At 61.6% G+C, this 25,291-nt stretch carries 27 protein-coding genes; 16 read left to right on the top strand and 11 right to left on the bottom strand.

All coding sequences use genetic code 11. The features are described from left to right. Positions 1-42: 42 nt before the first annotated feature. From ABLV49_RS19775 to ABLV49_RS19760, 4 genes are all read right to left on the bottom strand, one after another. A complete protein-coding gene (locus tag ABLV49_RS19775; RefSeq protein WP_349279162.1) occupies positions 43-843 on the bottom strand; it encodes a gamma-glutamyl-gamma-aminobutyrate hydrolase family protein in 801 nt (266 codons plus the stop codon). A gap of 271 nt (positions 844-1,114) precedes the next feature. Beyond that, complete coding sequence (locus ABLV49_RS19770) at positions 1,115-2,554, bottom strand: sensor histidine kinase (protein ID WP_349281821.1); 1,440 nt, start codon at positions 2,552-2,554, stop codon at positions 1,115-1,117. Positions 2,555-2,720: 166 nt separating this feature from the next. Next, positions 2,721-3,395, bottom strand: coding sequence for a response regulator transcription factor (locus ABLV49_RS19765; protein WP_349279160.1), 675 nt, complete (start codon positions 3,393-3,395; stop codon positions 2,721-2,723). 143 nt (positions 3,396-3,538) lie between these two features. After that, positions 3,539-4,036 carry a MarR family winged helix-turn-helix transcriptional regulator gene (locus tag ABLV49_RS19760; protein ID WP_349279158.1) on the bottom strand — a complete coding sequence of 166 codons (498 nt, stop codon included), beginning with the start codon at positions 4,034-4,036 and terminating at the stop codon, positions 3,539-3,541. Between the two features lie 187 nt (positions 4,037-4,223). Between ABLV49_RS19760 and recA the strand changes: the two genes are divergently transcribed. Further along, entirely contained in the window at positions 4,224-5,378 is a 1,155-nt protein-coding gene (gene recA, locus ABLV49_RS19755) for a recombinase RecA (RefSeq protein WP_349279156.1), read from the top strand. 111 nt (positions 5,379-5,489) lie between these two features. Next, entirely contained in the window at positions 5,490-5,963 is a 474-nt protein-coding gene (gene recX, locus ABLV49_RS19750; protein WP_349279154.1) for a recombination regulator RecX, read from the top strand. Between the two features lie 112 nt (positions 5,964-6,075). Here recX and argC read toward each other — a convergent pair whose 3' ends face one another. Continuing rightward, the gene (argC, locus tag ABLV49_RS19745; protein WP_349279152.1) at positions 6,076-6,987 is read right to left on the bottom strand and encodes an N-acetyl-gamma-glutamyl-phosphate reductase; all 912 of its coding nucleotides are present in this window, start codon (positions 6,985-6,987) and stop codon (positions 6,076-6,078) included. Between the two features lie 233 nt (positions 6,988-7,220). Here argC and sucC point away from each other — a divergent pair, with 233 nt between their 5' ends. From sucC to ABLV49_RS19705, 8 genes are all read left to right on the top strand, one after another. Continuing rightward, positions 7,221-8,381 carry an ADP-forming succinate--CoA ligase subunit beta gene (gene sucC / locus ABLV49_RS19740; protein WP_349279150.1) on the top strand — a complete coding sequence of 387 codons (1,161 nt, stop codon included), beginning with the start codon at positions 7,221-7,223 and terminating at the stop codon, positions 8,379-8,381. A gap of 17 nt (positions 8,382-8,398) precedes the next feature. Then, entirely contained in the window at positions 8,399-9,295 is an 897-nt protein-coding gene (gene sucD / locus ABLV49_RS19735) for a succinate--CoA ligase subunit alpha (RefSeq protein WP_349279148.1), read from the top strand. A 114-nt stretch (positions 9,296-9,409) separates the two neighbouring features. Then, positions 9,410-10,111, top strand: coding sequence for a TerC family protein (locus tag ABLV49_RS19730; protein WP_349279146.1), 702 nt, complete (start codon positions 9,410-9,412; stop codon positions 10,109-10,111). Between the two features lie 153 nt (positions 10,112-10,264). After that, a complete protein-coding gene (locus ABLV49_RS19725) occupies positions 10,265-11,050 on the top strand; it encodes a Stp1/IreP family PP2C-type Ser/Thr phosphatase (protein WP_349279144.1) in 786 nt (261 codons plus the stop codon). A gap of 39 nt (positions 11,051-11,089) precedes the next feature. Next, the gene (locus ABLV49_RS19720) at positions 11,090-11,656 is read left to right on the top strand and encodes an FHA domain-containing protein (protein ID WP_349279142.1); all 567 of its coding nucleotides are present in this window, start codon (positions 11,090-11,092) and stop codon (positions 11,654-11,656) included. A gap of 375 nt (positions 11,657-12,031) precedes the next feature. Next, positions 12,032-12,553 (top strand): pilin, encoded by a 522-nt coding sequence (locus tag ABLV49_RS19715; protein ID WP_349279140.1) that lies wholly within the window; start codon positions 12,032-12,034, stop codon positions 12,551-12,553. Between the two features lie 83 nt (positions 12,554-12,636). Then, on the top strand, positions 12,637-13,404 hold the full coding sequence (gene tfpZ / locus ABLV49_RS19710; RefSeq protein WP_349279138.1) for a TfpX/TfpZ family type IV pilin accessory protein: 768 nt from the start codon (positions 12,637-12,639) through the stop codon (positions 13,402-13,404). 177 nt (positions 13,405-13,581) lie between these two features. Then, complete coding sequence (locus ABLV49_RS19705; RefSeq protein ID WP_349279137.1) at positions 13,582-15,117, top strand: PglL family O-oligosaccharyltransferase; 1,536 nt, start codon at positions 13,582-13,584, stop codon at positions 15,115-15,117. 21 nt (positions 15,118-15,138) lie between these two features. On the opposite strand, the gene moaC is transcribed toward ABLV49_RS19705, so the two are convergent. After that, positions 15,139-15,669, bottom strand: a complete 531-nt coding sequence (moaC, locus tag ABLV49_RS19700) for a cyclic pyranopterin monophosphate synthase MoaC (RefSeq protein WP_349279135.1) — start codon at positions 15,667-15,669, stop codon at positions 15,139-15,141. Positions 15,670-15,809: 140 nt separating this feature from the next. On the opposite strand from moaC, the gene ABLV49_RS19695 reads away from it, so the two are divergent. Next, a complete protein-coding gene (locus tag ABLV49_RS19695; RefSeq protein ID WP_349281819.1) occupies positions 15,810-17,393 on the top strand; it encodes a M48 family metalloprotease in 1,584 nt (527 codons plus the stop codon). Here ABLV49_RS19695 and ABLV49_RS19690 read toward each other — a convergent pair. Beyond that, positions 17,349-17,702, bottom strand: a complete 354-nt coding sequence (locus tag ABLV49_RS19690) for a phage holin family protein (RefSeq protein ID WP_011803280.1) — start codon at positions 17,700-17,702, stop codon at positions 17,349-17,351. The genes ABLV49_RS19695 and ABLV49_RS19690 overlap by 45 nt on opposite strands. A gap of 63 nt (positions 17,703-17,765) precedes the next feature. Next, entirely contained in the window at positions 17,766-18,482 is a 717-nt protein-coding gene (locus tag ABLV49_RS19685; protein WP_349279133.1) for a TerC family protein, read from the bottom strand. 457 nt (positions 18,483-18,939) lie between these two features. Here ABLV49_RS19685 and ABLV49_RS19680 point away from each other — a divergent pair, with 457 nt between their 5' ends. Both ABLV49_RS19680 and ABLV49_RS19675 read left to right on the top strand, forming a co-directional pair. Further along, entirely contained in the window at positions 18,940-19,350 is a 411-nt protein-coding gene (locus ABLV49_RS19680) for a DUF3717 domain-containing protein (protein ID WP_349279131.1), read from the top strand. A 106-nt stretch (positions 19,351-19,456) separates the two neighbouring features. After that, entirely contained in the window at positions 19,457-19,768 is a 312-nt protein-coding gene (locus tag ABLV49_RS19675; protein WP_011803277.1) for a hypothetical protein, read from the top strand. A gap of 82 nt (positions 19,769-19,850) precedes the next feature. Here the strand turns inward: ABLV49_RS19675 and purB are convergent, their stop codons facing one another. Then, complete coding sequence (gene purB / locus ABLV49_RS19670) at positions 19,851-21,230, bottom strand: adenylosuccinate lyase (RefSeq protein WP_041376831.1); 1,380 nt, start codon at positions 21,228-21,230, stop codon at positions 19,851-19,853. A 157-nt stretch (positions 21,231-21,387) separates the two neighbouring features. Between purB and ABLV49_RS19665 the strand changes: the two genes are divergently transcribed. Then, on the top strand, positions 21,388-22,002 hold the full coding sequence (locus tag ABLV49_RS19665; protein ID WP_349279129.1) for a glutathione S-transferase N-terminal domain-containing protein: 615 nt from the start codon (positions 21,388-21,390) through the stop codon (positions 22,000-22,002). 332 nt (positions 22,003-22,334) lie between these two features. On the opposite strand, the gene ABLV49_RS19660 is transcribed toward ABLV49_RS19665, so the two are convergent. Then, the gene (locus ABLV49_RS19660) at positions 22,335-22,913 is read right to left on the bottom strand and encodes a glutathione peroxidase (protein ID WP_349279127.1); all 579 of its coding nucleotides are present in this window, start codon (positions 22,911-22,913) and stop codon (positions 22,335-22,337) included. Positions 22,914-23,121: 208 nt separating this feature from the next. Here ABLV49_RS19660 and ABLV49_RS19655 point away from each other — a divergent pair, with 208 nt between their 5' ends. Together ABLV49_RS19655 and rfaE2 are read left to right on the top strand one after the other, a co-directional pair. Next, positions 23,122-23,991 (top strand): ferritin-like domain-containing protein, encoded by an 870-nt coding sequence (locus tag ABLV49_RS19655; RefSeq protein WP_349279125.1) that lies wholly within the window; start codon positions 23,122-23,124, stop codon positions 23,989-23,991. Continuing rightward, the gene (gene rfaE2 / locus ABLV49_RS19650) at positions 23,988-24,482 is read left to right on the top strand and encodes a D-glycero-beta-D-manno-heptose 1-phosphate adenylyltransferase (RefSeq protein WP_349279123.1); all 495 of its coding nucleotides are present in this window, start codon (positions 23,988-23,990) and stop codon (positions 24,480-24,482) included. The genes ABLV49_RS19655 and rfaE2 overlap by 4 nt, the downstream gene beginning before the upstream one ends. 105 nt (positions 24,483-24,587) lie before the next feature. On the opposite strand, the gene ABLV49_RS19645 is transcribed toward rfaE2, so the two are convergent. Beyond that, positions 24,588-25,283: a penicillin-insensitive murein endopeptidase gene (locus tag ABLV49_RS19645; RefSeq protein ID WP_349279122.1), complete on the bottom strand. Its 696-nt coding sequence runs from the start codon at positions 25,281-25,283 to the stop codon at positions 24,588-24,590. Positions 25,284-25,291: the final 8 nt, after the last annotated feature.

Genomic DNA, 25,291 nt, shown 5'->3' with positions numbered 1-25,291 from the left:
CAGGTGTTCAAGGCGCATGTTCCTATTTTCAGCAGTGCCGCTTCAAGATGGCGCGCGGCCGGCCTTGCTGGCGGCCACGGCCCCGAGGAAGTCCTTCAGCACCGCCGCGTCGTCAATCGTGTCGGCGCCGGGCCGGTGGAATTCGGGGTGCCACTGCAGCGCGGCGATGTAGCTTTTGGCCGGGTCCTTGCGGCGTATCGCCTCGACGATGCCGTCGGTCACGCTGAAAGCCTCGGCTTCGAACTCGGGCGACAGATCCTTGATGGCCTGGTGGTGGATGCTGTTGACGCGCGCCCGTTCCACGCCCGGATACAGGCTTGACAGCCGCGTGCCCGGCACGATATCGACACTGTGAAAGTTCAGGTCGTAGGTGTCGGCGTCGCGGTGAAGGAAGGAGTCGGGCACCTGCGTCGTGATGTCCTGGTACAGCGTTCCGCCAAAGGCCACATTGAGCAACTGCAGCCCCCGGCAGACGCCGAACACCGGCTTGCCCAGCGCGTCAAAGGCGGCGACCAGCGCCTTGTCGTACTCGTCGCGCACCCGGTCGCCCGACCATTGTTCATTCAGCGGGGCTTCGCCATAGCTGCCGGGCCACACATCGGCGCCGCCGTGCAGCACCAGGCCGTCGAGCCACTGGGCGTAATGCGCATAGGTCACGTCGCCGCGCTGGGTGCTGCCGGTCGGGCAGGGCACCATCACGACCATCGCGCCCGAGGACATCAGCCAGTGCGCAATCGACTGCTCGACATACTGCAGCGTCTTGCCGGAAAACAGCGAGCGGCTCGGATCGGCATGCGAAAAACACGCTGAAAGGCCAATCTTCAAACGGCGGGATGCGGGCATGGTTTCTTGGGTGGTGAGAGGAATGGAGTCATGGCGATTTTTAACGCGCGTCTCATGGCTAGCGCCGGTCATTCCGGCCGGACAAGCTACTGTGAAAGTTTGCGCCCGCAGGCGTCTGGCGGCTATAGGACGATGACCCATTGTGGCGCTGCCGCCGCGCCTGACAATCATTGCGATAGCGCCAAAATGCTATTAATAATATAGCTGTACACGCATGTGGATAGTGCGCAAAAGCCTTGTTTGATACTATTTTTGAGTCGCCGGGGCCGCTTCAGCCCATGCCCACGAAACGCAGCGTCACGCGCGTGCCCGGCGAATCCGGGTGGCCCGGCAGGTCGGCGTCTTCTATCGTGATGGCCGCGCCGTGCTGCTGCGCGATTTCCTGCACGATGGCCAGCCCCAGGCCCGAGCCATCGACGTTGGTGCCCAGCGCGCGGTAAAAGGGCTGGAACACCAGTTCGCGCTCGGACTCCGGAATGCCCGGCCCCGAGTCCTCGACGATCAGCACCAGGATGCCGCTGAACCGGTCCACCATCAGCCGCAGCGTGACATGGCCGCCCTGGGGCGTGTAGTTGATGGCGTTGTCCAGCAGGTTGCGCACCAGCTCGCCCAGCAGCGTCGGGTTGCCCTGAAGGGAGGTCGCCTGCTCGCCGGCCTCGGGGCCGTCATAGCCCAGGTCGATCTTCTTTTCCAGCGCGCGCGGCACCGAATCGGCCATGATCTCCGAGACGATTTTCACCATGTCCACGCGCTGCTTGGCCAGTGCGCGGCCGGTGGTTTCGGCGCGTGCCAGCGCCAGCAGCTGGTTGACGGTGTGCGTTGCGCGGATGCTGGCCTGGCCGATGTGCTTGAGCGACTTTTTGAGTTCATCGGCATCGGTTTCGCGCTGCGCCAGGTCGGCCTGCATGCGCAGCCCGGCCAGCGGTGTCTTGAGCTGGTGCGCGGCATCGGCCAGAAAGCGCTTCTGGGTTGATAGCGACACCTTGAGCCGGCTCAGCAGGTCGTTGACCGAATCGACCAGCGGCACCACTTCCTCGGGCACGCCGGTTTCATCGAGCGGGCTCATGTCGTCGGGCTTGCGGGCGCGGATGCGCTTTTCGAGCTGCGCCAGCGGCTTGATGCCGCGCACCAGCGCCAGCCACACCAGCAGCACGGCCAGCGGCAGCGTGACGAACTGCGGCACCATTGTTCCCTTGACGATCTCGGTGGCCAGCGTCTTGCGCTTTTCCAGTGTTTCGGCCACCTGCACCAGCACCGGAAGGTTTGCCGGCGTGGCGCCTTTCACGTCCACCTTGATCCAGGTGTAGGCCACGCGGACCGCCTCGCCCAGGATGAAGTCCTCGCGCAGCCGCACTTCGCCGTCGCCCAGTTTTTCCTCATCGGGCGGCGCGGGCAGGTCGTGCTCGCCGCTCAGGTATTCGCCGTGCGTTCCCATCACCTGGTAGTAGATCAGGTCGGTGTCATCGGCGCGCAAAATCTCGCGCGCCGGCGCCGTCAGGTTGAACTGGACCAGGTTGTTCTTGACCACCAGCAGCTTGGCCAGTGCCTGCACGTTGTATTCAAGCGCCCGGTCGAAGGGCTTGCCGGCAATGTTTTGCGCCACCAGCCAGGTCAGCACCAGGCTGATGGGCCACAGCAGCAGCAGCGGCGTGAGCATCCAGTCCAGGATTTCGCCAAACAGGCTGCGCCGCTCGCGCTGAAAGAGTCTCAGGGCCAAATAGGCCCCCACGCTCCCCACTGCGTGTGGTTCGCTGCCCCCCGAGGGGGCGCTGCGCCTGCGGCCCGGCAAAGCCGGTTCCGCGGCCCTTGCTGGAGGATGCGGGGGCGGGCCGGCGCTACGACCGTGGCTTCCCTATTTACCCTCAGTGCTGACATGGCTACCCGGGGATTTTTTCAAGGCAGTAGCCGAGCCCGCGCACGGTGGCAATCCGTACCGGCCCTTTTTCGATTTTCTTGCGCAGCCGGTGGATATACACCTCGATGGCGTTGTTGCTGACTTCCTCGCCCCATTCGCACAGGCGCTCGACCAGCTGGTCCTTGCTGACCAGGCGGCCGGCGCGCTGCAGCAGCACTTCGAGCAGGCCCAGCTCGCGCGCCGACAGCTCGATCATGTGGCCGTCGATGGTCGCCACGCGGCCGGCCTGGTCATACACCAGCGGGCCGTGCTTGATGGTGCTGCTGCCGCCGCCCACGCCGCGCCGCACCAGGGCGCGCACCCGCGCTTCGAGTTCCTGCAGCGAAAACGGCTTGGCCATGTAGTCGTCGGCGCCGTAGTCCAGCCCCTTGACGCGCTCTTCGACGCTGTCGGCCGCCGTCAGGATCAGCACCGGCAGCGTCGAGCCGCGCGCGCGCAGGCGCTTGAGCACTTCCAGCCCGTGCATGCGCGGCAGGCCCAGGTCCAGGATCAGCAGGTCGAATTCGGTGTTGGTCAGCAGTGCGGCGTCGGCCTCGGTGCCGCTGGCCACATGGTCTGCCGCGGCGCCGGACGCGCGCAGGGTGCGCAGCAGGCCGTCGGCCAGAACCTGGTCGTCTTCGGCAATCAGAATACGCATGGCTTGTCTCCAGAAATCAGCCGCATCAAGACGTGCGGAGTGATAGTTTTTTCTCCTTTGAATTTTAGGCCTCAAGGTGGGTAACCATGCGCCATGCCCCTGACAAGGTTGTCAGGGGGCCACGCAGGGCTGCGCTAGCCCTTTCAAGGCACGGCATACGCTTCGAGCCCCAGTGCCACCACGGTCGCGACATCGTCGCCGACGGCCTGGCGGAACTCGTCTTCGGCCTGCACCACGGCGCAACGGAAAGCCTCCAGCCAGGCCAGGCCGGATTCGGTGAACACCACGCGCCGCGCGCGCCGGTCATGCGGATCGGCATCGCGCCTGACAATGCCCCAGGCTTCGCACTGATCGACCAGGTTGCCCATGGCCTGCTTGCTCATGCCGGCGCTCAGCGCCAGGTCGGTCAGGCGCGAGCCGCCGACGGCCAGGTGGCGCGTGATGTGGATGTGCGCCGCGCCCACCTGGTCGCGCGCCGCCAGGTTGGACAGCGCCAGCGGCACCTCCACATTGCTGGCCATGAGCCAGAGCACGCGCTCGTCAAAACGGCGCAGGGCTTCACCCATCAGCCGGCCCAGGTGGGTCAGGCGCCAGCTGGTGTCGTAGCCGGCATGGGCGCTTGAAATGGTGGTTTCGTGCATCAGGCAATGCTACTTTATCCAGCGGCATTTCGTCAGGCAAACTGACTAAAAACAGGGTTTACTTCTTTCCATGTTGCCCATAAAGTACTGTTCATGCACCCAGTACTGTGTTCCAGACCAGGCTGAAATTATTGGTGAAAAGGACGTGCAGAACTTTTTACCCCATTGATTTTTAAGGAAATTTTCCATGGACGCACCGATCAAAGCCCCCACCGCCCTGAACACCGAGAAAGCCCGGGCGCTGGCCGCCGCGCTGGCCCAGATTGAAAAGCAGTTTGGCAAGGGCACCATCATGAAGCTGGGCGCCGGCGAGGTGATTGAAGACATCCAGGTGGTCTCGACCGGCTCGCTGGGCCTCGACATCGCGCTCGGCGTGGGCGGCTTGCCGCGCGGCCGGGTGGTCGAGATCTACGGCCCCGAGTCGTCGGGCAAGACCACGCTGACGCTGCAGGTGATTGCCGAGATGCAAAAAATCGGCGGCACCTGCGCCTTCGTCGATGCCGAGCATGCGCTGGACATCCAGTACGCGCAAAAGCTCGGCGTCAATCTGCAGGAGCTGCTGATCTCGCAGCCCGACACCGGCGAGCAGGCGCTGGAAATCGTCGATTCGCTGACCCGCTCGGGTGCGGTCGATCTGATCGTCATCGACTCGGTTGCGGCGCTCACGCCCAAGGCCGAGCTTGAAGGCGAAATGGGCGACTCGCTGCCCGGCCTGCAGGCGCGCCTGATGAGCCAGGCGCTGCGCAAGCTGACCGCCACCATCAAGAAGGCCAATTGCATGGTGATCTTCATCAACCAGATCCGCATGAAGATTGGCGTGATGTTCGGCAGCCCTGAAACCACGACCGGCGGCAACGCGCTGAAGTTCTACGCCTCGGTGCGTCTGGACATCCGCCGCATCGGCTCGATCAAGAAGGGCGACGAGGTCATCGGCAACGAAACGCGCGTCAAGGTGGTGAAAAACAAGGTGGCATCGCCGTTCAAGATGGCCGAGTTCGACATTCTGTATGGCGAGGGCATCAGCCGCCTGGGCGAAGTGCTCGATCTGGGCGTGGCCAACCATGTCGTCGAGAAGGCCGGCGCCTGGTATGCCTACCGGGGCGAGAAAATCGGCCAGGGCCGCGACAACTCGCGCGAATTCCTGAAGGAAAACCCGGCGCTGGCCATCGAGATCGAAAACAAGGTGCGTGAAGCGCTGGGCATTCCGCTGGTGCAGGCCGCGCCAGGCAGCGCCGAGCCTGAAAAGGCGGCCAAGCCCGAGAAAGTCGAAAAGGCTGACAAGCCGGTGAAAGCGGTGGTTGATAAAACGCTCGCTGCACCTTTGGCGCCTGTCGCTTCCTGACCCGATTTTTTATGCCAAATCATGGTTTTGCGCAGACTGGGTATGCGCAAGAAGCTATTAAAAATATAGCAGTATCGCGTTGTGCAGTTCCGCTCATTCGGGAGCTGCGCGGTGAGTGAAGCCAAACCTGCCTCCCGGGCAGGCTTTGGCCTGTCGCTCAAGGGCCGCGCCCTGCGCTATCTGGCGGCCCGGGAGCATTCAAGGGCCGAACTCGAGCGCAAGCTAAAACCGCATGAGGAAACGCCGGGCCAGCTGGCGCAGGTGCTCGACGAGTTGCAGGCCAAGGATTTCATCAGCGAGGCGCGTGTCGTCGAGTCGGTCATTAACCGGCGCGCCGCGCGCTTCGGCGCTGCGCGCATCAAGTACGAATTGCTGAACAAGGGGCTGGGCGCCGAGGCGGTCGCCGAAGCGGTGAACAGCCTCAAGGGCAGCGAACTCGAACGCGCACAGGGCATCTGGCGCAGGAAATTCGACGGGCCGGCGCTGGACGCGGCCGGTCGGGCCAAGCAGATGCGCTTCCTGGCCGCGCGCGGTTTTGGCGGCGACGTGATCCGCCGCGTGGTGTCGCAGGCCGACGAGGATTGAGATACGGGGGCTCAAACAACCAGCCGGGGCCGCGGAACCGGCTTCGCCGGGCCGCAGGCGCAGCGGCCCCCTTGGGGGGCAGAGAGCTACACGAAGTGAGCGAACGTGGGGGCTATATCCCCAGCATCAGCTTCAGGTTCTGCACCGCAGCACCCGATGCGCCCTTGCCCAAGTTGTCCAGCCGCGCCACCAGCACCGCGTGGTGATGGCTGTCGTTGCCAAACACGCGCAGTTCCATCTGGTTGGTGTCCTTGAGCGCCAGCGCATCGAGCTTGCCCGATTCGGGTGCGGCTTCAACCGTCACCCATTCGCTGCTGGCGTAATGCGCTGCCAGCACGTCATGCACCTGCGCGGCCGTCGGCTGGCCCGGCAGCAGGTCCAGGTGCAGCGGCAGTTGCACCAGCATGCCCTGAATGAAATTACCGACCGACGGAATGAACACCGGGCGGCGTGTCAACCCGGTGTATTTCATGATTTCAGGCAGGTGCTTGTGCTCCAGGCTTAGGCCGTACAGCTCGAAGGCGGGCGCGGTGCCGGCTTCGTAAGCCTCGATCATCTGGCGTCCGCCGCCCGAGTAGCCGCTGACGGCCGGCAGGCTCAAGGGGAAGTCAGGCGGCATCAGGCCCGCATCAACCAGCGGACGGATCAGCGCAATCGCGCCGGTGGCGTAGCAGCCTGGATTGGCCACGCGGTCGGCCGCCATGACGGCTTCCTGCTGGCCCCGGACCAGCTCGGGAAAACCAAACACCCAGCCCGGCGCCGTGCGGTGCGCGGTCGAGGCGTCGATGATCTTGGGCTTTTTGCCCGGCAGCGAATCAATCATGGCCACCGATTCACGCGCCGCGTCGTCATGCAGGCACAAGATCACCAGGTCCACCTGCGCCATCAGGTCACGCTTGGCGGCCGGATCCTTGCGCAATTCGGGTGCGATGCTGACAAGTTCGATCTGAGGCATGGCCTGCAGGCGTTCACGGATTTGGAGGCCGGTCGTGCCGGCTTCTCCGTCGATAAAAATTTTGGGCATAAAGGCTTTCAGGAACAAAGCAGAAACCAAACATAATTATTTATTTTGGATTTCCTGCAGGTGTAAGGTAGGTTCAAGGATTGTGCGTCGCAGCATGATACAGTTCCGGGTTGCTGCCCGCAGTAACCGCTAACATGCTGGTTTTGAGCCGATATGGCCTGTTCTTTGTCTTTCCAACAGCCTTGCCCAACTCCCTGTTGCACCCCTCTTTTACTGAATCCTGAAGGTTTTTCATGAAAATTCACGAGTACCAAGGCAAGGAAATCTTGCGCAATTTTGGTGTGCCAGTGCCGCGCGGCATTCCTGCGTTCACGGTGCAAGAGGCGGTGGAAGCCGCGCAAAAGCTTGGCGGCCCGGTGTGGGTGGTCAAGGCTCAGATCCACGCGGGTGGCCGTGGCAAGGGCGGCGGCGTGAAGGTGGCCAAGACGATTGAAGACGTCAAGCGCATCGCCGGCGAAATCCTGGGCATGCAGCTCAAGACGCACCAGACCGGCCCCGAAGGCCAGAAGGTCCGCCGCCTCTACATCGAAGACGGCGCCGACATTCAAAAAGAATACTACGTCTCCCTGGTGACCGACCGCGCCACGCAAAAAGTGGCCTTCATCGCATCGAGCGAAGGCGGCATGGACATCGAGGAAGTGGCGCACTCCACCCCCGAGAAAATCATCACCGAGTTCATCGACCCGCTGACGGGTCTGGGCGAAGAGCAAGCCATCAAGATTGCCAACGGCATCGGCCTGCCTGCTGAATCCACCGCGCAGGCCGTGGACATTTTCCAGAAGCTCTACAAGTGCTACATGGACACCGACGCTTCGCTGGTGGAAATCAACCCCCTGAACCGCGACAGCAAGAACGCCCTGATGGCGCTGGACGCCAAGTTCAACTTTGACCCGAATGCGCTGTTCCGCCATGCTGACATCGTCGCCTACCGCGATCTGGACGAGGAAGACCCGGCTGAAGTCGAGGCTTCCAAGTTCGATCTGGCCTACATCTCGCTGGACGGCAACATCGGCTGCCTGGTCAACGGCGCCGGCCTGGCCATGGCCACGATGGACACCATCAAGCTGTTCGGCGGCGAGCCTGCCAACTTCCTGGACGTGGGCGGCGGCGCAACGGCCGAGAAGGTCACCGAAGCCTTCAAGATCATGCTCAAGAACCCCGATGTCAAAGGCATCCTGGTCAACATCTTCGGCGGTATCATGAAGTGCGACACCATTGCTGACGGCGTGATTGCTGCCTGCAAGGCGGTGAACCTGTCGGTTCCGCTGGTCGTGCGCATGAAGGGCACGAACGAAGACCTGGGCAAGAAGATGCTGGCCGAATCGGGCCTGCCCATCATTGCCGCAGACACCATGGCCGAAGCCGCGACGAAAATCGTCGCCGCCGTCAAGTAAGCGCCGGAGAACCACACATGTCCATCTACATCAACAAAAACACCAAAGTCATCACGCAAGGCATTACCGGCAAGACCGGTCAATTCCATACCCGCATGTGCCGCGAGTACGCCAACGGCCGTGAAGCGTTCGTGGCCGGCGTGAACCCCAAGAAAGCCGGCGAAGACTTCGAAGGCATCCCGATTTTCGCCAACGTGACCGAAGCCGCCCAGGCGACCGGCGCCACGGTGTCGGTGATTTACGTGCCACCCGCAGGCGCAGCTGCCGCCATCTGGGAAGCTGTTGAAGCCAACCTGGACCTGGCCATTTGCATCACCGAAGGCATCCCGGTCAAGGACATGCTCGAAGTGCGCAACCGCATGAAGGCCAAGGAAGCCGCTGGTGGCAAGAAAACCCTGCTGCTCGGCCCCAACTGCCCCGGCCTGATCACGCCTGACGAGATCAAGATCGGCATCATGCCCGGTCACATCCACCGCGCCGGCCGCATCGGCGTCGTGAGCCGCTCCGGCACGCTGACCTATGAAGCCGTGGCGCAGCTGACCGAAATCGGTCTGGGCCAGTCCAGCGCCGTCGGCATTGGCGGCGACCCGATCAATGGCCTGAAGCACATCGACGTGATGCGAGCCTTCAATGACGACCCGGACACCGACGCCGTCATCATGATTGGTGAAATCGGCGGCCCCGATGAAGCCGAAGCGGCCGAATGGTGCAAAGCCAACATGAAAAAGCCTATCGTCGGCTTCATCGCCGGCGTGACCGCGCCTGCCGGCAAGCGCATGGGCCATGCCGGTGCCCTGATCTCGGGCGGTGCCGACACGGCCGATGCCAAGCTGGCGATCATGGAAGCGTGCGGCTTCACCGTCACGCGCAACCCGTCCGAAATGGCGAAATTGCTCAAGGCTCTGCTGAAATAAACGCGCATCCCTGCAACGCGCTGGCGCAAGTTAGCGCCTATTGCGGTTAGCCACAACAGACAGGCCGGTTGTCATCGCTGACAATCGGTCTTTTTCATTTCTCAAGAGGTTTCCATGGAAGAGTTCATGACGGCGGGTTTTTGGCTGGCGGTCGGCCAGATCATCATGATCGACATTCTGCTGGGTGGCGACAATGCGGTGGTTATTGCCCTCGCTTGCCGCAACCTGCCCGGAAAGCTGCGGACCCGAGGCATCATTTATGGCACTGCGGGTGCCATCATCCTGCGCGTGATCCTGATTGCCTTTGCGCTGGCCCTGCTGGCCATTCCTTACCTGAAGATTGTCGGAGCCGTTTTGCTGCTGTGGATTGGCGTGAAACTGCTGCAGCCCGAAGACGAGGGCGATCACAATGTCAGTTCAAGCGACAAGCTCTGGGGCGCGGTCAAGACCGTCATCATTGCCGATCTGGTCATGAGCGTGGACAACGTCCTGGCCATTGCCGGTGCCGCGCAGGGCGCGCACCAGACGCACCAGTTGCCGCTGGTCATCTTTGGCCTGCTGGTCAGCATTCCCATCATCGTCGGCGGCAGCCAGCTGGTGCTCAAGCTGATGGAGCGCTTTCCTGTCGTCATTACGCTGGGCGCCATGCTGCTGGGCTGGATTGCAGGCCAGATGGCTTACTCCGACCCGGCCATCAAGCCTTATCTGCCCGAATCGGCATTCTTGGGTTATGCCGTGGCTGCTGCGGGTGCGCTCTTGGTGCTGGTGATTGGCAAAGTGATGCAGGCACGTCAAAAGCCGGCTGAAGCGGGCTGAAATCGCGCAATAATTCCTTGTCGGGTGCTTTGTGCTCTGTTAACGTCCAGCGTTAATCCGGCTTGGCGCAATCAGTTGGTCAAATAGACTGGTTACTAAACCACCGCCGGCCACTTGGGGTAACCACCCAGACAGAGGTCAAACCCAGCACTCATGACGTACGAAATTTTCGCTCAAACGGATCAGGGCCGGGTACGCCAAAACAATGAAGACGCTGTCGCGTTTGATCCGCAGACGGGTTTGTGCCTGTTGGCCGACGGGATGGGCGGCTACAACGCGGGCGAGATTGCCAGCGGCATGGCCGTCACCTTCATCAAGCAGGAACTGGGCTCCTGGCTGCTACAGGCCGGCAACCGTGCCTCTGCCAGGGAACTGCGCCGGACCCTGGAAACCTGCGTGCACAACGTCAATCACTCGATTTTCAGTGCAGCCTGTTCCAATCCCGACTATGAGGGCATGGGCACCACGCTGGTGGCGGGTGTTTTTGTCGAAGGCCGACTGGTCCTGGGTCATGTCGGTGATTCCCGCTGCTATCGCCTGCGCGGCCAGGCCTTTCAACAAATCACCAAGGACCATTCGCTGCTGCAGGAGCAGATCGACGCTGGATTGATGACGCCCGAGCAGGCCCTGACGTCACCCTACAAGAATTTGATCACGCGCGCCCTGGGAGTTGAAGATTCGGTCCTGATTGACATCAACGAATACCGGGTAGAACTGGGTGATGTGTACCTGATGTGCTCGGACGGCCTGTCGGACATGGTCCCGGATGGCGTCCTGGCCGCAATTTTGCATGCCTCCGGCACACTGCGGCAAAAAGCCCTGAAACTGGTGCACGCGGCCAACGAAGGCGGCGGGCGCGACAATATTTCTGTTTTGCTGGTGCACGCCACCGAAGACGAATCCAGGCGCGGCCTGCTGTCCAGAATGCTGGGAAAATAGCGCAGTGACCAAGTATTTCAAAACTCAGAGGAGTCGGCCATGCCGAAAATGATCATTTCCCTGGACGGTGTAGTCCTCAAGGAAGTCCAGTTGACCAAAGACCGGACCTCCTTGGGCCGCAGGCCGTACAACGACATCGTTATCGACAACATGGCCGTCAGCGGCGAGCATGCCGTTTTGCAGATGTCGGGCAACGAAGGCTACATTGAAGACCTCAACAGTACCAACGGTACCTATGTCAACGGCAAGACGGTCAAGAAGCAGCAACTGCACCACGACGACATCGTCGAAATCGGCAAATACAAAATTCAGTACGTCGATGAAGCCAATGCGGGCGCAAGCGCTGTCAATGGCGCCATCAAGGTCATGTCGGGTGCCGCCGCCGGCCGTGAAATGGCCCTGGTCAAGCCGGTGACCACGCTTGGCAAGCCCGGCGTGGCCGTAGCCACCATCACCAAAGGCCCCAGGGGTTTTGTCATTGCCCATGTGGACGGCGCCAGCCAACCCAAGGTGAACGGCGTGGCTGTGGGCATCGAAGCCATTGCGCTCAGGGATGGCGACAGGATTGAACTAGCTGGGGCGCAGATGCAGTTCGTGGTGCATTGAGGCGCGGTCGGGTTCATCCAGAGGTTTTCTTTTTTGAATCGGGATAGCCCTATCAATCTGCATGAGCGCAAGGGGCCTTTGCCATGAACTGGAATAAACGGAGACAGGAACATGCCTTCATCGCCAAGATGTTTCAAACGGCAGGTCATCCAAACAGAATGCTGAGATGAAGAAAATTTCAGCAACTATTGGAAACCTCAAAGCGAATGAAGTGACAAAAATGTCGTGACTTTTATGAGTCAGAGCCGAAAAAAGTAACTTTTACGTATCACTTGTGAAAAAAATCACGATCTGTCTGGCTTAAGTGAGCTTTAAGAACTTGGCACACAACCTGCACTAGTTGATGGCAAGTTTCTTTCAACCTAGGAGTTTTTCATGAAGCGTTCCATGCAAAAGGGTTTCACCCTGATCGAATTGATGATCGTTGTGGCGATTATTGGTATTTTGGCTGCCGTGGCTTTGCCTGCTTACCAGGATTACACGATTCGTGCCCGCACAACTGAAGGGTTGTCTTTGGCTGCTGCTGCAAAGCTTAATGTTGCTGAGTTTGCAGCACGTGGTGCGGATGTAGCTGTAGCTACCGGTTACAACACGGGATTTAATGTTGTGCCTTTTGTACCGACGGCCAATGTACTGAATTTGACTATTGCTCCTGCTACAGGCGTAATTTCCATTAATTACACAACGCGTGTCCAAGTTGCGGCGACGAATTTGCTCACTCTCAATCCTTACACCGGAACGCAAGCCGCTCCTGCGCTGCTGCCGGTAGGCACTGGCATTTTTACCCCACCAGCAGAACCAGTTAAATGGCGTTGCCGCGCCGCTGGCGCTGTTGGTACGCTGATTGGCACTGCTGGCACGCTGCCCGCAAGGCTTGCACCAGGCGAATGTCGTTAATTAGGCTTTAGCCAAAAAAGAGCGCTTAGGCGCTCTTTTTTTTGGGTAAAAATCATCACGATACTTTCTATCTCTTCGCGTCTATGACCACTTCTGTTCGCTTTCGTGCCGCCTTTGAAGCCGCCAGTATTCATTTAATGTGCAGCGTGGGGGTGGCCGCGCTGGCTGCTGCCTTGGTGTTCGGCTTGTGGTATCCCTTTCCCTACCGAGAGTTGTCGGGTGGGCGAGAACTGTTTATGCTGGTCGTCGCGGTGGATGTGGTTTGCGGACCATTGTTGACCATGGTGCTTTTTAACCCCGCCAAGCCCCGTGCCGAGCTGTGGCGCGATCTCGGGCTGGTGGCTTTAATTCAGCTTGGCGCTTTGGGTTACGGGCTATGGACGGTATGGGAGGCCCGACCCTTGTTTCTGGTGCAGGAAATTGACCGCTTTAAGGTCATTGCCACCCCTGATTTGCGCGGCACCTCAATATCAGAGCTTGCTGATGCTCTTCAGCCGCACTGGATGTCCGGGCCAATTACCGTGGCGATCCGTGGCCCTAAGGATGAAGAGGAGCGCAAGACAGTGCTGTTTGAATCCGTGCAAGGCGGTCGCGACTATGCCGAGCGGCCCGAGTTTTACCTGCCTTATGAAGGTGCAGCAGCCCTCAAATCGCTGCAACGTGCCAAACCTCTGGCGGTGTTTTTGCAAAAGCATCCTGACCAGCAGGACGCTGCCCGCAAGCTGGCGCTTGAAAAAGGAGCCGACATGGCGCAGTGGGTCTATCTGCCCGTAGTAGCCCGGCAGGACTGGATAGCCGTGCTCGACAAACAGGCCCAAATTCAGGGCTTTTTGCGCGGTGACGGATTCTAAAGAGGCATTTTTTCCCTAGACGCTTGGAGCGGCTGAAGATGCAAGGCAAGCAACGCAGCTTTTGAAACAAATCCGTACCCAGCAGGGACATGTCCGAAAATGGGTTTCACTCCATCGAACGAGTCAAAATACCCGTTTTCCGTCAAATCCAGTTCGGCTCCCCATTTGCTGCCCGCCTTGAATCATCGTTCTATCCAAGCCTGCTGGCTGGGCACGTTCCTGCTCCTCCCTTGGCTCAACCCCTACACCGCAGGCCCCACGCCCAACGTCTGGCCCCTGCTGCTTTCAGCCCTGTGCGCGATCGTTCTCTGGACTTTCCGGCATCGGCTCAATGCCCGACTGGTCACCGCTGGCTGGCTGATCGCCGCAGCGCTCAGCGTGCTCATCGGCTTGACGCAGTACTTTGGCCTGGCGCCTGCCTTGAGCCCATGGATCAGCCAGACGGAGGCCGGCGAGGCGTTCGCCAACTTGCGCCAGCGCAACCAGTTCGCCACGCTGACGAGCATCGGTTTGCTCGTCCTGATCGGCTGGCGGGCGCAACGGGAAAATTCCGCGGGTCAGCAACAGGTTCAGGAATGGCGCATGCCGTGGTGGGCCTGCCTGCTGGGCCTGCTGCTGGCGCTGGGCAATGCCGCCAGCAGTTCGCGCACCGGCCTGCTGCAATGGCTGCTGATTGCCGCTCTCACCGCCTGGTGGGCGCTGCCGGGCCGCCGATGGCGACTGCCGGTGTTTGCCGCGCAGGCCTTGCTGGCCTATGGCGTCGCCGTGCTCATGCTGCCGTGGCTGCTGGAACTGGCGACCGGATTGCACAGCGATGGCCTGTTTGGCCGGCTGGTCAAATCGCCGGGCTGCTCCAGCCGCAAGGTATTGTGGGCCAACGTGCTGACGCTGATTGCCCAAAAACCGTGGCTGGGCTGGGGCTGGGGCGAGCTGGACTATGCCCACTTCATCACGCTGTACCCGGGGCCGCGCTTTTGCGAAATCCTCGACAACGCGCACAACCTGCCGTTGCACCTGGCGGTGGAACTGGGCGTTCCGGCCGCCATGGCGATTTCCGGCGCCCTGGGCTGGCTGGCGTGGCGCGCGCAGCCGTGGCGCGAACAAAATCCGGTGCGGCAGACGGCCTGGGGCGTGCTGACGGTCATCGGGCTGCACAGCCTGCTGGAATATCCGCTGTGGTACGGGCCGTTCCAGATCGCTGCCGGGTTGAGTGCCTGGCTGCTGTTTTCAATCGGACGCGAAAATCAGCCATTGCCTGATGCTGATGTTGACGGTCTGGACGAAAAATCCAAGCAAAAAAGGCCTTTTGCGCAATACCTGCGGTCGCTAGCTGCTATCACTATGATAGTAATGTTGGCGTGCGTGGCCATCAGCTATCACCGCGTCAGCCAGATTTACCTGTTGCCTGACAAGCGCAGCGCCGCCTACCGCGAAGATACGCTGGACAAGGTGCGCGGCAGCCGGCTGTTCCGCAATCAGGCGCGTTTTGCGGAGTTGAGCATGACGCCGCTCACGCCTGCCAATGCCGCCGCCATCTACGACCTGGCCAGGGACATGCTGCATTACTCGCCCGAGCCGCGCGTGATTGAAAAGGTGATTGAAAGCGCGGTGATGCTGGGGCGCGATGACGAAGCCCTGCAGTATCTGGCGCGCTACCGGGCGGCTTTTCCGCAAGACCATGCGCGCTGGGCCAGCAAGAATGCGGGTCGGTAACACCTGTCCCGCACAGCGCTTTCAAGCGCTGCCGGCGACAAAGCTCCCCGACTTCCCGCCATGCTTTTCCAGCAGCTTCACATCCGTGATGGTCATGCCCCGGTCCACCGCCTTGCACATGTCGTAGATCGTCAGCAGGGCGGCGGTGACCGCTAGCAGCGCTTCCATCTCGACGCCGGTCGGGCCGACGGTTTCGACCGTGGCGGTGCAGCTCACGCTACCCGTTTCATCATCAATCAGGCTGTTTGCGCTTGTATCATCTGCGGAAGTAGCTATAAATTCAATAGCAACCCGGGTCAGCGCCAGCGGATGGCACAGCGGAATCAGGTCGCTGGTTTTCTTGGCCGCCATGATGCCGGCGATGCGCGCAATGCCCAGCACATCGCCTTTTTTGGCGTTGCCAGCCAGAATCAGGGCCAGCGTGGCCGGTTTCATCTCGATGCGGCCCTGAGCAACGGCGATGCGGTGCGTGGCCGCCTTGGCCGCGACATCGACCATGTGGGCCTGGCCCTGGCCGTCAAAATGGGTGAGGGGTGAAGAAGATGTCGTCATGGGGATACAGAACCTTTGCAACTATGCATGATCATAAGAGCTTGCCCGCATGTCCATTCACGCTTTGAAAGTGATTGCTTTTGACTTCATCGAACTGTCCTGAAAATGCTCGGCCAAAACCGCGCCGGGCTTGGCGCCGGCTGGTGCTGGTTCTTGTGCTTGGCACGGCTGCCTCTTCCATCTCGGTGGCCCAGACGGCGGGCGCCGCGCCTGGCCGTGCAACCGGCTCGCTTCCGTCGCTGGGCGACAACTCCGAGCTGTCCGCCGCCGCCGAGCGGCGCATCGGCGACCGCATTGCCGTCAGCATTTACCGCGATCCCGACTATGTCGATGACCCGGTGCTGGTGGACTACCTGCAGGGCATCTGGCAGCCGCTGATGGCTGCCGCGCGCGCGCGGGGCGAGCTGCCGGCGGAACTCGATGAGCGCTTTGCCTGGGAACTGTTCCTGATCCGCGACCGCAGCATCAACGCATTTGCCCTGCCCGGCGGCTATTTTGGCGTGCACCTGGGCCTGATCGGCACCGTGGGCAGCGCCGATGAACTGGCCGCCGTGCTGGCCCATGAAATGAGCCATGTCACGCAGCGGCATATTTCGCGGCTGATGACGCAGCAGTCCCGGCAGGCGCCGTGGATGATTGCGGCAATGATTTTGGGGGTGCTGGCGGCCAACAAGAACCCCAACGCGGGCAGCGCGGCCATCGTCGGCGGGCAGGCACTGGCGGCGCAGGGGCAGCTGAATTTTTCGCGTGACATGGAGCGCGAGGCCGACCGCGTCGGCTTTGGCGTGATGGAGGGCGCCGGCTATGCCAGCCGGGGCGTCTCGGGCATGTTCGAAAAGCTGCAGCAGGCCAACCGGCTCAATGACAACGGCTCGTTTCCCTACCTGCGCTCGCACCCGCTGACCACCGAGCGCATCGCCGAGGCGCAGGCCCGCGTGCAGCTGGCATCGGCAGCGGCCAAGCCGTCACCCGAGAAGCTGGCCGCCGAGAGCCGCACGCAGCAGCTGCACGCGATGATGGCCGCCCGCGCCCGCATCCTGGCCGTTCCCGGCGTGGATGCGCTGCGCACCATGCTGGCCGAGGGCCAGCGCAGGGCGGCGGCCTTGCCCGCTCCGCAGCCGGCGGCGCCAGCGTTGTCGGCGGCCACGGTCCGCGATGCTGGCGCGCTGTATGGCGGCGCCTTCGCTGCTGCCCAGCTGCGTGATTTTTCGGCGGCGCGCAACCTGCTCGGCCGGCTCAAGCCGCTCACCGCCGACACGGGGCCGGCTGGCAAGGCCGTCGAACTGCTGGCCATCGAGGTCGATCTGCTGGAGGGCAAGATACCGGCTTCCGCAGCTTCGGCCGACATCGGCAAGGCCGGCTCGCGGGCCGAGTTGCTGCTGCAGGCGAAGGCGCTGATGGCGGCCAGCCGCGCGCCGGACGTGTCGCAGGCGCTGCAGACCTGGGTGGCCGTCCATCCCCGCGATGCGATGGCCTGGCAGTTGCTGGCCGTTGCCTGCGGCCAGCAAAACCAGCCGGTGCGGGCGATCCGGGCCGATGCCGAAAGCCGCGCCGCCCAGCTCGACTACGCCGCTGCGCTGGACCGCTTCAAGGCGGCGCAGGGCTTGATGCGCAGCAGCCCGGCCAGCGCCGATTATGTGGAAGGCTCGATCATCGACACCCGCACCCGGCAGGTCGAGTCAATCCTTAAAGAGCAGGCGCTCGAGGACAAAGTCAATCGCTAGCTGTAGCACCGAGTAGATCAGCGAGCCCAGCAGCGCGGCGCCGAAGCCGTTGACGTTCAGCCCGCTGACCAGGCTGGCCGCCGCCCAGAACATCAGGGCATTGACGACAAACAGGAACAGCCCCAGCGTGATCACCGTCACCGGCAGCGTCAGCAGCACCAGGACCGGGCGCACCACCATGTTCAGCGCGCCGAGCACCGCCGCCGCAATCAGCGCGCCGGTAAAGCTGGTCACCACCACGCCCGAATACAGGTAGGCCACCGCCAGCAGGGCGGCGGCGCTGAGCAGCCATTTGAGGAGAAGTTTCATGGCGCCAGAATACCACTGCCGATTTTTGGCATCAACGGCAGCTCAAGGGGCGCTCAAGGCCTCTCAGGCCGACTGGCGTGTCGCCTGGGCGCGGCGGTTGGCCCACCAGCCGGCGGCCAGCACACCCGCGACGGCGGCGGCATAGGTGGCCCACTCGGCGGCGGTATGCAGGGACTGCGCGGACGGCAAGGCGGCGGGGCCGCCATAGATGCGGTCAAGCAGCTGCTCGCCGACAATCATTTTGGCGGCGGTGAAGGCCAGCACGGCCGCGCCGATCTTGATGATGACGGGGAAGCGCTCGACCAGCTTGAGCACCATGGTGCTGCCGAACACCACGATGGGCACGCTCACCAGCAGGCCGATGACGACCAGGTCAAACGCGCCATGCGCCGCACCGGCGACGCCCAGCACGTTGTCGATGCCCATCAGCGCGTCGGCGATCACAATGGTTTTCATCGCGCCCCAGAAGGTGCTGGCCACCGGACCGTCATGTTCCTTGTCGCCCTGGTCGGCCAGCAACTGGTAGGCCACCCACAGCAGGCCCAGTCCGCCGACCAGCATCAGGCCGGGGATTTTCAGCAGCCACACCACGCCGATGGTCATCACCGAGCGCACCACGATCGCCCCGGCAGCGCCCCAGACGATGGCTTTTTTCTGCAGATGGGGCGGCAGGTTGCGCGCGGCCAGCGCAATCACGATGGCGTTGTCGCCGGCCAGTACCAGGTCAATCAAAATGATGGCCAGCAGGGCCGACCACCAGGGGGTTGAAAATAATTCCATTGCGCAGGCTTTCCAGATTCAGGTTTCAAGGGTGGACAGCCGGATGAACGGCTGTCCGCAGGGGTGAAACCGGACAGGGCCAGGCGAAGTTGTGGATGGGATTTTTCAAACGCCACGAACACCTCGATTGAACCTGCACCGGTTTCAATCGAAGGTCTGGCTCGGCCTGCAGCAGGGCTGCATGCCCGGCAAGCCGGAAGCGTGAACTTCGTATTGACGACTTGCCGAAGCGGTTGTGGCGGGCTGTGGATGAAACAGGCCCCGCAACAACCAGGGAGTTACTCCCCTTCGAAGCCGGTATTGGACAGGACTTGGTATTTCATTGCAATTGCTGTGGTCTTTTGCGGATTTCCCCGGCCCCCGGAACAGGGCGGCCGACCGGCCGATAATCAGGCGCCCGGCCCAGGCCATGTTGCCCGCGGCGCCTTTTGCTTTTTTTTCTTCTTCCCATGCTCCCATGCCCGGCATCCACATCATCGACATCGAAGCCGCCATCAATTACTGGCGCGGCAAACACCCCTCGGCCGACGGCGTGACGCTGGCGCCCGAGGTGCGCGCCCTGGCCGGCGTGTATGCGCGCATGGTGTTCGAGCACCAGGACACGGCCGACGAAGCCGATTTTCCGGCCGGGGCGCTGGCGGCCTGGCATGCCTGGTACGACACCACGGCCGACACGCCGTGCATCGCCATCTGCTCGACCAGCCAGGGCGATGCATTGTGCAAGGGCTGCGGCCGCACTTTTGAAGAGGTGCAGCACTGGCTGGCGATGAGTGCGGTTGAAAAACGAATCACCTGGCGGCGCATCACCCAGGAGGCCACGGCCTGGCGTTTTGGCCGTTATGCCGACCGGGCGCTGGAAAAAAAGTAGTTTTGCCGGTGCATTTTTAAGCAAAATAGGGTGTTTGCGCATATGCACAGTGCGCTGGCAGCTATCATTTTAAGAGTGATCCGTATTTAAGCGCTACACTGCCGGCATGCTTCGCCTGACCCGTGCCCCGAATATTGCCATCGCCGCGCTGTGGGTGGACGCCTTGCAGCAGGCCGGTTATTCAGCCAGCATGCAGCGCTATTTCCTGGGCAGCGTGGCGGGCGAATTGCCGCCCGACCAGTGCCAGCCCGAAGTCTGGCTGACGAACGACGAAGAGCAAGCCGGCGCGCGCGCCTTGCTGGACGCGCTGCAGAACATGCCGCAGCGCCGCTGGCTGTGCCGCTGCGGCGAAACGGTGGAAGGCGGGTTCGAGCAGTGCTGGCATTGCGGAACGGCCATGCCGGCAGGTTTGGCCTGAGCGCTGCAGCTTGGCGCCGGGCACAAAAAAAGCGGGCTGTTCAAAGCCCGTTTTCAATGTTCAGGAATCCGCTGAAACCCGCTTACACCCGTTTGGCCAGTTCCGCCGCCATGCCGACATAGCTGCCCGGCGTCATGGCCAGCAGGCGTTCCTTGGCGGCGTCGGGGATTTCCAGCGACCGGATCAGGCCGTGCAGGTCTTCGGGCCGGACGGTCTTGCCGCGCGTGACTTCCTTGAGCTTTTCGTAGGCGCCCGCTACGGCGTAGCGGCGCATGACCGTCTGGATCGGCTCGGCCAGCACTTCCCATGAATTGTCCAGGTCGTCGGCCAGCGCTTCGTTGTTGAGTTCGAGCTTGTTCAGGCCGATGCACAGCGAGTTGTAGGCCAGCACGGCATAACCCAGCGCCACGCCCATGTTGCGCAGCACGGTCGAGTCGGTCAGGTCGCGCTGCCAGCGGCTGATGGGCAGCTTTTCGCTCATGTGGCGCAGCAGCGCGTTGGCCAGGCCCAGGTTGCCCTCGGCGTTTTCAAAGTCAATCGGGTTGACCTTGTGCGGCATGGTCGAGGAGCCGATTTCGCCTTCTTTGAGGCGCTGCTTGAAGTAGCCGACGCTGACGTAACCCCAGATGTCGCGCGCCAGGTCGATCAGAATCGTGTTGGTGCGCGCCACCGCGTCGAACAGCTCGGCCATGTAGTCGTGCGGCTCGATCTGGATGCTGTAGGGCTGGAAGGTCAGGCCCAGGCCCAGCGGCTCGGGCGTTTCAATCACATGGCGGCTGAAGGCTTCCCAGTCGAAGTCGGGCCAGGCGGCCAGGTGGGCGTTGAAGTTGCCCACGGCGCCGTTCATCTTGGCCATCAGCTTGATGCCGGCGATCTTTTCGCGGGTATTGACCAGCCGCACCACCACGTTGGCGATTTCCTTGCCGACGGTGGTCGGGCTGGCGGTCTGGCCGTGGGTGCGGCTGAGCATGGGCACGTCGGCATGCGCGTGCGCCAGCTGGCGCAGCTTGTCGATGACCTTGTCGAGCGCCGGCAGCACGACCTGCTCGCGGCTGCTCTTGAGCTGCAGGGCCTGGCTGGTGTTGTTGATGTCTTCGCTGGTGCAGGCAAAGTGAACGAATTCGCTGGCGGCCTGCAGCTCGGGCCGGGCTTCGAATTTGGACTTGATCCAGTATTCGACGGCCTTGACATCGTGATTGGTGGTTTTTTCAATCGTCTTGATGGCGCAGGCGTCGGCTTCGGAGAAGTTCTTGACCAGGCCCAGCAAATAGGTGCGCGCGCCGGGGCTGAGCGGCTTGAATTCGGCGAATTTGGCGTCTGACAGCGCAATGAACCAGGCAATTTCGACCTGGACCCGGCGGTGCATATAGCCCTGCTCGGACATCAGGGGGCGCAGGGTGGCGAGTTTGGCGACGTATCGGCCGTCCAGCGGCGACAGGGCGTTGATGGGTGAAAAGCTCATGGGGTGTGATTGTAGGCGGCGCTGGCCAGGGGTTTGGCGCCGGTTTAATGGATGAAAAACTGCATATCTTCATGGCCTGCCGCCATGTTATTCAAGCCGTGTCTTGACTCGATAGAATCTACCATCTCCCGGACCACGACAAGAACTTAACTTCATCATGAAACTCATCGGATCCGCCACCAGCCCCTATGTACGCAAGGTGCGCATCGTCATGGCAGAAAAAAAGCTCGACTACCAGTTTGTACTGGAAGATGTCTGGGCCGAAAATTCAACCATGAGTATCTCCAATCCGCTGGGCAAGGTGCCCAGCCTGATCATGGAGGCGGGCGAGGCGATATTCGACTCGCGCGTCATCGTCGAATACCTGGACACGCTGTCGCCGGTGGGCAAGCTGATTCCTGCGCAGGGCCGGGAGCGCGCCGAGGTCAAGACCTGGGAGGCGCTGGCCGATGGCATCATGGATGCCGCCCTGCTGGCCCGGCTGGAGGCGACCTGGTCCGGCCGCAGCGCCGAGCAGCGCTGCGACGCCTGGATCACGCGGCAGATGGGAAAAATCGACACTGCGCTGCAGGCCATGAGCAAGGGCCTGGGCGACAAGGCGTATTGCAGCGGCGTTCATTTCAGCCTGTCGGATGTGGCGGTCGGCTGTGCACTGGGTTATCTGGACTTTCGCTTCCCCGAGATCGCCTGGCGTGAAAACCATCCCAAGCTGGCCAAGCTGCAGCAAAAGCTCGCCCTGCGCCCGAGCTTCGTGGAAGTGCCGGCGGGCTGAAGCCGCGCGCGACCCCTGCGGGAGCGCGGCCATGACTGCGCATGCCGCTGCCCCGGAGATAAAAATGTTGCGAAGCGTCCCGGTGCGAACAAGGGAGTGAGGGAGGAGTGAAACCGCCCCGGACATGCAGACCGGCCTGGATGGCCGGAAAGGCTTCGCAACAATGAAACGGTGGTTACCTTGTTCGTGTATTGCTGCGCAAGGCTTGATACAAGGTAAACGATATAAGCAATAAGACTGAAGACAGCCTAAACGAGTTCCTGCTTGCCGGAAAAGGCTTCGGTAAATTTTTGTTAAGCGTTTTGCAGCCTGTACGCAGGGGCTTGCCGGGCTCATGGCCTGGCCAGCTGCTTTTCGATTTCGGCCACGAACTTGCCGCCTGCCGGGTCGGTCATGGAATTGAAGGCGGCCACCGCCGTGCCGTCGCGCGCAATGATGTATTTGTAGAAGTTCCAGCGCGGTGCGGTGCCGGTCTTGTCGGCCAGCTGTTTAAAGAGCGGGCTGGCGTCCTTGCCGGTCACGCGGGTCTTGGTGAACATCGGGAATTTCACGCCAAAGGTGTTCTCGCAAAAGTCGGCAATCTCCTTGTTGCTGCCGGTTTCCTGAGAGAAATCGTTGGACGGAAAGCCCAGCACCACCAGGCCGCGCCCCTGGTATTTGGCATGCAGCGCTTCCAGGCCCTTGTACTGCGGGGTAAAGCCGCAAAAGCTGGCGGTGTTGACGACCACCACGACCTTGCCGCTGTACTGGCACAGCGACTGCGGTTTTTCATCCTGCAGGCGCAGCACGTTTTGTTGCAAAAGCGCGGGGCAGGACGGCGCATCGGAACTGGCCGCGCCTGCGGGGAAAGTGGCCAGCGCAGCGCTGGCGATGAGCGCCCAAGCCACAAAGGGGAGGGGAAAAGCGTCCATGGCGTGCTTACATTAAAAATGATGATTTACGTTTATACGCAGGGGGGCTTGCGACTGGATTCAGATTTTTTGCTGCCCGGGCTGGCTGTGCTGCAAAGGCCCTGATGGCGTTGCTTGTCACAGTCCGTTCCTAAAATCCAATGAATATCCAGACAAGCGCTGCATCCAGCACAGGATCAATTGAGTATCTGCCGGCGAAGGAGTTCCCATGCTTTACCCCGAATTGTTCAAGCAGCTCGAAGCCGTGCGCTGGAACATGGACACCGACATCCCGTGGTCCGCTTTTGACGGTTCGCTGCTGACCGACGAGCAGGCCCAGACCATCCGCATGAACGCGATCACCGAGTGGTCGGCCCTGCCGGCGACGGAGATGTTCCTGCGCGACAACCGGGGCGACAGCGATTTCTCGGCCTTCATGTCGATCTGGTTCTTCGAGGAGCAAAAGCATTCGCTGGTGCTGATGGAATACCTGCGGCGTTTCCGGCCCGAGCTGGTGCCGACCGAGCAAGAGCTGCACGCGGTGCGCTTCGAGTTCGAGCCCGCGCCGCCGCTCGAAACCCTGATGCTGCATTTTTGCGGCGAGATTCGCCTGAACCACTGGTACCGCTGCGCCAGCGAATGGCATACCGAGCCGGTCATCAAGCAAATCTACACTCTGATCGGCCAGGACGAGGCGCGGCACGGCGGCGCCTACCTGCGCTACATGAAGCGCGCCATCGGCCAGTCCGGCATCGCGGCCCGGGCGGCTTTCGCCAAGGTCGGCGTGCTGATGGCCAGCGCGCGGCGTACCTCGCAAGCGCTGCATCCGACCAACCTGCATGTCAACAAAGCTTTGTTCCCGCGCGATACCGTCCAGAGTCGCCTGCCCGACCCCGAGTGGCTGGAACACTGGCTGGACACGCAAATCTGCTTCGATGCGGCGTGGGAAAGCCGCGTGGTCGAGCGCATCCTGCACAATCTGGGGCTTTTGCTGGGCCAGCCTTTCAAGACCGTCCAGCAGCTCAACCACTACCGCAAGGAACTGGGGCGCCAGATGGCCGCGTCCCCGGAGCCCGGCGCCACACCCCACGTTTCATGAAGCCTCCTGCATTTCTGGACAAGATCGTCGCCCGCGAGGACGCACCCGCCCGCGTCGCCGCGCTGCCGCCTCCCGTCGTCTTCACCAACGGCGTGTTCGACGTGCTGCACTGCGGCCACGCGACCTACCTGGCGCAGGCGCGCCAGCTCGGCGCCAGCCTGGTGGTGGCGCTGAACACCGACGCCTCGGCCCGGCGCTTGGGCAAAGGCCCGGAGCGCCCGCTGAACCGGCAGGAAGACCGCGCCGTGCTGATCGCCGCGCTCGAATCGGTCAGCCTGGTGACCTGGTTCGACGAGAACACGCCGCTGGAGCTGATCAGCGAGATCAAGCCCGACGTGCTGGTCAAGGGCGGCGACTACGACATGGACAAACTGGCCGAAACGGCGATAGTGAAAGCCTACGGCGGGCAGGCGCTGGCGATTCCGTTTGTCGATGGCTATTCGACGACTGCGCTGGTGAAGAAGATTCGCGGGGATGATACTTCGGGGTGAGATTTGCTATTAAATTAATAGCTTATTGTGCATATCCTGATTGCGCAGAAGGCTAATTGCATTAGAAATTTGTCATTGGGCGGTTGTCCTGAACTCGCGGAAGGCTTAGCCCGCATTCGGCTTGCACGGGACACTGAAGTCAACGTGGTAATGCTCGTCATGGCGCACCCAAGGCTTGCCTTTCATGAATGGCAGGTTCTGCTGGAGGTAAGGGCCGTGCGGTGTAGAGAACAGCTGTGGCAAGAAAGCGTTGTCGAAAATGACCAGAGAAATACCTACACCTTTGGATTTGGCGGCCACATGTAATTGGTAAAGGTGTTCAGACATGGCTAAGAAGTCAATGCCGTACTCGTGATAGTTTGCGATCGCATTGAACTCGATGTCGTAGCCGAGCCGATTGGTAATACTTGTTGGCAGAGGCAGAGATTTCCCAGCAGCGTTTCGCACTGGGACAAAGAAATCAACAGACAGGCCATTCTGATGGGTGCGATGCGGACGAATACGGCCACCTGAAGGCCAACCCGTTTCCCCGTATACAAAGCGTGCAGATGGATCGGCTGCAGCGAGCGCCGCGTAAGCCGTGACGATGACCTCTGCAACCTTTGAGTGGACATGCGTGCGACCTATGGCAGTTCCCAGCATGCTGTAAGCGGAGAAGTTGGACCCACCGGATGGAAGCTTGACGCTGTCTTCAATTCGGCCCTTGCTGACCGTTCCGTAGCACTGACTTTCAGCTGAGACTGTCTCATAAGGCTGAGCGCAGAGAACTGCTACGAGAAGAGGGACAAGGGCGCGGTGCATAGGGGTTC

Source organism: Polaromonas hydrogenivorans (assembly GCF_040105105.1).
Classification (GTDB): Bacteria; Pseudomonadota; Gammaproteobacteria; order Burkholderiales; family Burkholderiaceae_C; genus Polaromonas; species Polaromonas hydrogenivorans.
This window is presented reverse-complemented; position numbering and strand designations above follow the sequence as displayed.